This is a genomic window from Pseudomonas sp. NPDC089422, from assembly GCF_044749405.1.
In the GTDB taxonomy this organism is placed as follows: Bacteria; Pseudomonadota; Gammaproteobacteria; order Pseudomonadales; family Pseudomonadaceae; genus Aquipseudomonas.
Genome location: NZ_JBIVHW010000013.1, coordinates 192,688 through 199,214, shown reverse-complemented (window position 1 = coordinate 199,214; position 6,527 = coordinate 192,688). Strand labels below are relative to the sequence as shown.

Sequence of the window (6,527 nt, the reverse complement as noted above, 5' to 3'; positions counted from 1 at the left end):
GCCTCCGGCTCGATCACCGCCAGCGTCGGTTTCGCCCAGAGCGCCGGCCTGATCCTCGGCGGCTCGATCAGCCAGACCAACTTCCTCGGTACCGGCAACAAGGTGTCCATCGGCCTGACCCGTTCGGAGTACCAGACCAAATACAACTTCGGCTTCGTCAACCCCTACTTCACCGAGGACGGCGTAAGTCTGGGTTACAACCTGTTCTACAGCAGCACCGACTACAGCGACTACTACAGTGACGGCGTGTCCTACTACGCCATCAACAGCTACGGCGCGGGCGTCAACTTCGGCTACCCGATCAACGAAACCTCGCGCCTGACCTACGGCCTGACCCTGCAGCACGACGACATCAACCCAGGCACCTACAGCGCCGACGAGATCTACGACTTCATCCAGCGCGAAGGCAAGAGCTTCAACAACCTCAAGGCCTCGATCGGTTGGTCCGAGTCGACCCTGAACAAAGGCGTGCTGGCCACCCGCGGCCATTCCCAGGCCCTGACCCTGATGGCCACCACGCCGGGCAGCGACCTGTCGTTCTACAAGCTCGACTACAACGGCCAGACCTTCCTGCCCATCAGCAAGGACACCACGCTGCGCCTGCACACCACCCTGGGATACGGCAACGGCTACGGCTCCACCGACGGCCTGCCCTTTTACGAAAGCTACACCGCTGGTGGCCAGGGCTCGGTACGCGGTTTCAAGGACGGCACCCTCGGCCCGCGCAGTACCCCGGCTACCGGCACCTACTCGAGCGCCGGCCAGGCCTATTACTCCGACCGCGACACCGACGTGCTCGGCGGCAACATCCTGGTCACCGGCGGCGCCGAGTACATCTTCCCGATGCCGTTCATCAAGAACCAGAGCCAGCTGCGCAGCTCGGTGTTCGTCGACGCCGGCAACGTCTACGCCGATACCTGTTACCTGTCCACCACCCAGGGCTGCGGCAACATCGACCTGAACCAGCTGGCGGTGTCGCTGGGTGTGGGGGTGACCTGGTACAGCCCGATGGGGCCGCTGAGTTTCAGCCTGGCAGCACCACTGAAAAAGCCGGACAACGCCGAAACACAGATCTTCCAGTTCTCCCTGGGGCAGACCTTCTGACTCAGCGCACACAAATTACCGGTTTTTACCCTCGCTTAACCCAAGTTGACAGTCAGCTTGCCTAAGCTGAGAGACATATGAACATGCCTTGCAGGTAACCCCATGCCCCCCTTCGCCCCCTCCGCCCTGGCCTCGGCACTGCACGACGACAGCCCTGCCTCGCTGCTCGACCTGGTGCAGCTGCGCCTCAGCACCGTGCTGGGCCCACGCTACACGGTGATTCTCGCTGCCAGTGGCGACGACGCCAGCCACTACCACCTGGCAATCCAGCATAGCCAGAGCGGCCTGTCGCTGGAGGACAATGGCAGCATCGGCCCGGGCTTCGCCGAGCGGCTGCTGGCCCTCGGTGGGCAGGTCAAGGCCATGCTCGAGTCGCAAACCTTCGCCCGCATGGGCAGCGACGATCCTGCCCGGCCGCTGGTATGGCTCAGCGATCGGGCTGGTTCAGATGGCGCCTGATGGCGCCACAGGTGTGGCCATGGACCGTTGGCGTTTCCACCTTGACGCGCAATTTCCTTGTTGAGACTGCATGCTTCACAGTAACGTCAAGCTGAATACTCAACATAAACTTAACAACTTTCCGCCGCACAGATCCATACTTTCCAGCCATGCTTTAACCTTTCAGAAAACCCGCACAGCCTTGCATGCATCAAACTTTCTGTAACTAATTAAACCTGTTCAGCTAAATATGTATTTTCATATATTTCCCAGCCTCGACTGCAACGACGCGCCTCAACGACGCGCCTCAACAGTCACCGCTATTCAAGCAGCTGGGTGAATATGAAAAAGAAAAAACTGATCGCCTCCGCATTACTCAGTGCCGCCGTTCTATCCGGCTGTACGGTGACATTGGCTCAACCCTACGATGCCGAACTTTATAAAAACACTGAGGCCTTCTACAAAAACGCTGCGACGCTACTGCTCAAGGGGGAGCGTGCAAGCCCTGTCAGCAAGCAACAACTTTCAGTCTTGAGGGCAAAGGATGCACGCCAGCATCCCGGGCATTTCAGCCGATACCAGGTTGAATACGACGAGCTTCTGGTCGAAAGCAACACCCTCATCCTGCGGGCGCTGGCCAACGCAGGAGCGGTCAGCGAGCCCGGCAAGCAGCTGCACGCCCGCGTCGAGCAGTCGCTGCAAGAGCAGCTCGGCAACCAATGCGATGTGCTGCAGCGCGACTTTCCCGACGCCGACCTGACCACGCGCAACTACGTAGATCTCAAGTGCCTGGTCAGCAAGTGGCAGCACGAACATCAGCAAGCCAGCTATCAGGTCTTGAACAAGGCCATTTGGCAGAATCGCAAGCACACGCTCTTCGACAGCATACTGGCCATCCAGGCTGCGACAGCCAACGCACCGTCTTCGAGGATAAGCCCATGAGCACCATCATCAATGGCGTGGACCTCGACGCGGTCCTGCTCGAGGCGATCAACGCCGCAAAAACCATTATTCAGTCGGATTGGCCAGTCATTCGGGCTGAAGTGGAAGGCCTCGGCCGCGGCATGGCCAGAGATATGATATTCCTTCATCAACAGCAACAAGGCGGCGCATGGAGTGAACACGATATCGGACTATTCCTCGATGACCAGAAGATAGTCGCACGCCTGCGCCTTCGCTCCATTGCGATTGTCACACTGCAACTTGCAGAGGCCATTCTCAACGCCATGACTGCGGTGTTCAGGTCGGCCATCTACCGGGCACTTGGCTGTGACGTGCGATAATTGGTCTGCAAAGGAAAACACATGATGGAAAATCAGATCCGCTCTGCCGAGCTGTTGGTAAAAAATGCGCTGTCAGACCCTGAAATCCTGCAGAGGATCCAGGACGATCCGCATGGCGCGCTCACCGCACTCAAGGAAGAAACCGTACAACAACTACCGCACCTGGCACGTCCGAACGATGCCACCACCAATCGAATCTGGCTCGTCATTGTCGGTTCTTTCACGCTGGTCATGCTGTATACCGTCTGGATACTGGGGAGTGGTGTCAGCGAAAGCACAATTGAAACCCCGGTGACGAAATCCGACACGATCCTCACCGTACTCATGACGGTGATCAGCTTCCTCACGGGCTTGTTGTCGCCCAGTCCGGTGACCTACAAGTAACCCTGAAGGCACTAAAGCACTGAGGAGGCTGAACTTTTGCGCTATTGCTGGTCTATCTGAGCATGCTCACGCGAGCGGATACGCAGCCTCGAGAGGCAACGCATCCGCATGTTCAAAGATAACCAGGGGATTGCCTGCGTTCATGAAACTCTACTTTTCGAAGCTCCTGTTCGCCAGCCTGTTCGCGTTCACGGCCGCAGGTTCGGCGTCGGCGATGCAAATGCACAGTCCGAACCCGGTACAGGCCACTGACACTGCCCTCCACACGCCAGCCAAGCCCGGCCAGAGCCCCTGGCCGAACCTGGCCAGCATCGCCGACGGCCATCCAGGCCCGCTGCTCGCCCATGATGACGACCGCTACTGGCGCGACGGCCGCTGGCATTACCACAGCGAAGACCGCCGCCGCGAAGAATGGCGTCGCGCGCAATGGCGCCGGGAACAGGCACGCCGTGAAGCCGAACGCCGCCACGAATGGGAGCGCCGCAACGAGCGCGCCCACCACTACGATGACGACCACCGCTACTATCGCCGCTAAGCCCTGGCGGCCATTTGTGCCCTGCAGTTCCTTCGTCTATGTTCACAGCAGCCAGCCACTGGCTCGACAGCGAAGGGACTGCAGGCATGAAAACAACGTTTTTCAGGTTCTCCCCACTCCTCCACGGCCTGGCCGCTGCAGCGCTGCTGGCACTGGCCGGTTGCAGCTCGATAAACGCCCATACCAGCGAATACGTCGGCGCGCCGCACTTTGCCCCGAGCAATGCCGCCAATGTCGAGGTACTGCGCCGCGAACCGATCCGCCGTCATGTACGCCTCGGTGAGGTGCTGATCGACGCCAGCGTCGAGCCGCCACCTGCAATCACCGAAGTGGAACAGAAGCTGCGCGAGGAAGCGGCGTCCATTGGCGGCGATGCTGCCGTTGTGGTGTATGACCACATTCAACCAGTGGCCGCCTATGTCGAAGGACCGCTGTGGGATCGCGATATCCACAAGGTCGAAGGGCGCAAGCTCAAGGCAATCGTGATCAAGTACCAGTAAGCCGCCTCATAACCGATTGCACACGCCCCCAGCCAGGCCGGGCAACGGAGCGACTACCAGGCTGCGGCCGATTCTTCGTTGCGCCCGCTGCTCAACGGGCTGGCGCCGGCCTGGTCGCAGCGCGTACCGAGCACCACGCCCTGGGCCTTGAGGCTGAGCAACAGCGCACTGCCCTGTTCCTCGATGACGGCAGGTTCGACGCCGGCAGCCCCGGCCAGCGCCGCCAAGTGTGCACGGCCGCTGAGAGGCTGATCTTGCAGCGCCACCAACAGTGCATGGGCCAGCGGCGCCAGGCGCGAGAAGCTCACCTTGTGGCCTGCACCTCGATGGGCCAGCAGCAATGTCGGCTCAGGGGGAGCCTCACCCGGCAGATGGTCCGGCCCGATATGGCTGACCGGCCAGGCATAGGCCAGCGGCACGGCCAGGCTGGACAGCACGGGGACGCCTTCGAGCAGGTCACCTTCTGGGTCATGCTCAAGTTCGGCGGCGTCGCTCAGCAGCAAGGCCGTTTCTATCCATTCGTAATGGGCAAGTTCGGCGACCCAGTCGGGCTGGTCGGTGCGCGCTTGCAGGTATTCGACCCACTCCCCGCCCACTTCGGTGAACAACGGCGTGTGGCAGCGATGGTTGGCATAAAAGTCTTCGCACAACGCCTGCCAGTGTTCGGCGGCGAGGCTGGCATGCAGCACCGGAAAGCTGCCGGCCAGCAGTGATTGCAGGTTGCCGAAGAACAGTTGCCGGTACACCGCCAAACGCCGCGCCTCGATACCGGGCGGCGGCGGATTGGCCTGCGGATCGCGGATGTGCCCGGCCATGCACAGTTGCTGTTCGCGCAGCGAGTCAGCCATGGCGCACCGCCAGGGCCTGCGCCACGGGTTGCAGGCTGCGAATGTGCTCCACCTCGGCCAGCAGTTCGGCCAGCGGTGGCAGGTTGAAGTCGCGTTCGAGCAACGTCGGCACCGGCCCCAGGTGCTGGTAGGCAGTTGCCAGCAGGCCCCAGACATCAGGCTTGACGCTGGCGCCATGGGTATCGATCTTCAGGTCCGGCGCTTCGTCGTAGTGCCCGGCTACATGCAGGCAAACCACCCGCTCGGCCGGCACCTGGGCGAGGAACTCGGCAGCGTCGTAGCGATGGTTGCAGGCATTGACCACGATGTTGTTGATGTCCAGCAGCAGGTCACAATCGGCTTCACTCAACACCGCCTTGAGAAACTCGATCTCGCTCATCGCCTGATACGGCGCGGCGTAGTAGGAGATGTTCTCCACGGCAATGCGCCGGCCGAGGGCATCCTGGACTTGAGCGATACGCCCCGCAGTATGGCGCACCGCTTCGTCGGTGAACGGCATGGGAATGAGGTCGTACAGATGGCCGTCATCGGCACAGTAACTCAGGTGCTCACTGAACAGCGGTACCTGATGTCGGTCGAGAAAGGCGCGGATCTGATGCAAGAAACCATGGTCCAGCGGAGCCGGGCCGCCCAGCGACAATGACAGACCATGGCAGGACAGCGGGTAGCGCTCGGCCAGTTGCGCCAGGCCTTCGCCGAAGGCACCGCCGACGCCGATCCAGTTGTCCGGGGCGCATTCGAGAAAGTCCACGGCGCCGGCGTCCATGTTCAGCAGTTCGGGCAGCAGCCCACGGCGCAAGCCCAGGCCCGCGCCCTGCAGGGTAGAAGTAGTGCTCATCGGCATGCTCCTTGTGCTGCAGCGCCCTCCCCGGCCCGAGGCCTGGGGAGGATGCCGCCGAGGGTCAGTTCTTCGCCTGGCTCAGTTTGCTGTACAGGTCGGTCGGGAATGGATTGCCGTTGGCGTCGAACTGGTGTTTGCGGAACTGGTAGACCTCGGCCTCGGAAAGATAGCCGTCGTGGTTGGCATCGATCGCATCGAACTCGGCACCGGCCTTTGGGGCGACCGCCAGCAGTTCGGCACGGGAAACGCGGCCGTCATGGTCGGCGTCGGTGCGGGCGAACGAAGCGTCGCCACACTTGCCCTCGCCGCACTTGCCTTCGGCCTGGGTGGCCTTGGCCTTGGCACCGCTGGCACCGCACTTGCCTTCGCCACACTTGCCCTCGCCGGCCTTTTCTGCGGCTGCCAGTTGGTAGCCCTGTGGCAGGGCCTCGACGGCAAACGCCGAGGAAGCCAGGTTGATACCGCCCACCAGGGCGATGCTCAGCAGGCCGAGACGGGTCTTGTTGGGGAACTGGATACGGGACATGGTGTTTCTCCTGAAAGTCGTACGGTCATGCCTCAAGGGCGAAAGAGCCAGGGAACGCAGGCCGTAGG

10 protein-coding genes are annotated in these 6,527 nt (G+C 61.6%); 7 read left to right on the top strand and 3 right to left on the bottom strand.

Annotated features, from left to right (window positions below):
- From bamA to ACIPZ8_RS23240, 7 genes are all read left to right on the top strand, one after another.
- Window positions 1-1,104: outer membrane protein assembly factor BamA (gene bamA / locus ACIPZ8_RS23270; RefSeq protein ID WP_400728108.1), on the top strand; the 1,104-nt coding region annotated here is incomplete at its 5' end.
- A gap of 102 nt (window positions 1,105-1,206) precedes the next feature.
- Window positions 1,207-1,563, top strand: a complete 357-nt coding sequence (locus tag ACIPZ8_RS23265; protein ID WP_400728105.1) for a hypothetical protein — start codon at window positions 1,207-1,209, stop codon at window positions 1,561-1,563.
- Window positions 1,564-1,884: 321 nt separating this feature from the next.
- Window positions 1,885-2,484, top strand: coding sequence for a hypothetical protein (locus tag ACIPZ8_RS23260; RefSeq protein WP_400728102.1), 600 nt, complete (start codon window positions 1,885-1,887; stop codon window positions 2,482-2,484).
- A complete protein-coding gene (locus ACIPZ8_RS23255; RefSeq protein ID WP_400728100.1) occupies window positions 2,481-2,825 on the top strand; it encodes a hypothetical protein in 345 nt (114 codons plus the stop codon). Before ACIPZ8_RS23260 ends, ACIPZ8_RS23255 begins: the two co-directional genes overlap by 4 nt.
- A 24-nt stretch (window positions 2,826-2,849) precedes the next feature.
- Window positions 2,850-3,209: a hypothetical protein gene (locus tag ACIPZ8_RS23250; RefSeq protein ID WP_400728097.1), complete on the top strand. Its 360-nt coding sequence runs from the start codon at window positions 2,850-2,852 to the stop codon at window positions 3,207-3,209.
- A gap of 142 nt (window positions 3,210-3,351) precedes the next feature.
- The gene (locus ACIPZ8_RS23245) at window positions 3,352-3,744 is read left to right on the top strand and encodes a hypothetical protein (protein ID WP_400728094.1); all 393 of its coding nucleotides are present in this window, start codon (window positions 3,352-3,354) and stop codon (window positions 3,742-3,744) included.
- A gap of 86 nt (window positions 3,745-3,830) precedes the next feature.
- Window positions 3,831-4,244 (top strand): hypothetical protein, encoded by a 414-nt coding sequence (locus ACIPZ8_RS23240; RefSeq protein WP_400728091.1) that lies wholly within the window; start codon window positions 3,831-3,833, stop codon window positions 4,242-4,244.
- A 53-nt stretch (window positions 4,245-4,297) separates the two neighbouring features.
- On the opposite strand, the gene ACIPZ8_RS23235 is transcribed toward ACIPZ8_RS23240, so the two are convergent.
- The 3 genes from ACIPZ8_RS23235 to ACIPZ8_RS23225 all read right to left on the bottom strand — a co-directional run bounded on the left by ACIPZ8_RS23235 (window position 4,298) and on the right by ACIPZ8_RS23225 (window position 6,459).
- Entirely contained in the window at window positions 4,298-5,092 is a 795-nt protein-coding gene (locus ACIPZ8_RS23235; protein WP_400728088.1) for a DUF2063 domain-containing protein, read from the bottom strand.
- Window positions 5,085-5,930 carry a DUF692 domain-containing protein gene (locus tag ACIPZ8_RS23230; protein WP_400728085.1) on the bottom strand — a complete coding sequence of 282 codons (846 nt, stop codon included), beginning with the start codon at window positions 5,928-5,930 and terminating at the stop codon, window positions 5,085-5,087. The genes ACIPZ8_RS23235 and ACIPZ8_RS23230 overlap by 8 nt, the downstream gene beginning before the upstream one ends.
- A 64-nt stretch (window positions 5,931-5,994) precedes the next feature.
- The gene (locus ACIPZ8_RS23225) at window positions 5,995-6,459 is read right to left on the bottom strand and encodes a hypothetical protein (RefSeq protein WP_400728082.1); all 465 of its coding nucleotides are present in this window, start codon (window positions 6,457-6,459) and stop codon (window positions 5,995-5,997) included.
- Window positions 6,460-6,527: the final 68 nt, after the last annotated feature.